Source organism: Wolbachia endosymbiont of Drosophila incompta, assembly GCF_001758565.1.
Taxonomy (GTDB): Bacteria; Pseudomonadota; Alphaproteobacteria; order Rickettsiales; family Anaplasmataceae; genus Wolbachia; species Wolbachia pipientis.
This window is the reverse complement of the sequence record NZ_CP011148.1, coordinates 1246899-1248125: the sequence shown is the minus strand read 5'-3', so window position 1 is coordinate 1248125 and position 1227 is coordinate 1246899. Positions and strand designations below refer to the sequence as shown.

Sequence of the window (1227 nt, the reverse complement as noted above, 5' to 3'; positions counted from 1 at the left end):
TGGTGAGTATAAAAGTATAGCTTCTACGTCATACCGCCGCGAACCGTCATACCGCGATTCATTCGCGGTATCTCTAGATCCCGCTAACAAGCAGCGGGATGACAACAATCCTACGTCATGCCGCGGTATCTCTTAGCCGCTAACAAGCAGCGGGATGACGAATTACTTAACCATCATTACACCGTCATACCGCGATTCATTCGCGGTATCTCTTAGAGGTTGATCCCCTACTATACCTTAACATAGATCCCGCTAACAAGCAGCGGGATGACGAGCTTATCGTCACGCCGCCGCGAACCGTCATACCGCGATTCATTCGCGGTATCTCTAGATCCCGCTAACACGCAGCGGGATGACGATTGTCGGTGAACTTAAGTTACTTTAGCCATAAATATTTAAGAAATTTACCAAACGAAAAAAAGGCAAAAGAAGCCCCGAGTAGCGAGTTTTGACTCTATATTACTGTAAGTGGCGCTGTAATAATGTGCTGACGCTTAGTTTAAGCGCGGTTTGGCTGAATGTAGAAAAAATTTAAAAGACATGCAGCCGCTATAATTTTATGTAATCCGCCAAAAAATACCCTGAGTTTTTTACTGAATTTTGTCATTGAGCCTGCAGGTCAAAAACAAGTTTTGAGTCATAAATACCCTTAATACTATAATAAGGGCGCTGGAGGAGTTTGTCAAGGAAGTTTTTTCGTTTCTATGAGCTACTTGGATGACGAGAAAGGGGCACTTACATATTTATGGCAACCTCATTACCTACGCTCAAAAAGTTTTTCAATATCACTGAGTTTCATTTCTATGTAAGTTGGTCTTCCATGGTTGCATTGCCCAGCATACGGTGTTTCTTCCATTCGTCTCAGTAGCTCATTCATTTCCTCTAACTTCATTTTTCTCCCTGCTCGAATCGATCCATGACACGCGACCGTGGCCAGCATTTTGTTCACCTTATCCTCTATTGGCAACATATCTTCTATTTCCGTTAATCTATCGACTATATTAATTAGCATCTCTTTCACATCTATTGCTCCCAAAATTGCAGGGATTTCTTTTACTATCACTTTATTTTCTGGTTTGATCTCAATATCAAAACCCATTTCAAATAACTTATCTTTATAGATTTCAATCATCTCCATTCCGGCTTGATTTTTGATTTCAACCGTTTCAGGAAGAAGTAGTTTTTGTCTTTTTACACTTGATTTTTGTTTTAAGCATTCATATACTA

At 40.5% G+C, this 1227-nt stretch carries 1 protein-coding gene (cut by a window edge); it reads right to left on the bottom strand.

Annotation, left to right across the window (positions count from 1 at the left end; all coding sequences use genetic code 11):
- Positions 1-757: 757 nt before the first annotated feature.
- Positions 758-1227 carry the final stretch of a DNA mismatch repair endonuclease MutL gene (gene mutL / locus WG67_RS05685; protein WP_070357028.1) on the bottom strand. The gene runs 1357 nt beyond the window's last position, so only the last 470 of its 1827 coding nucleotides appear in the window; its start codon lies beyond the right edge, outside the window; the stop codon is at positions 758-760.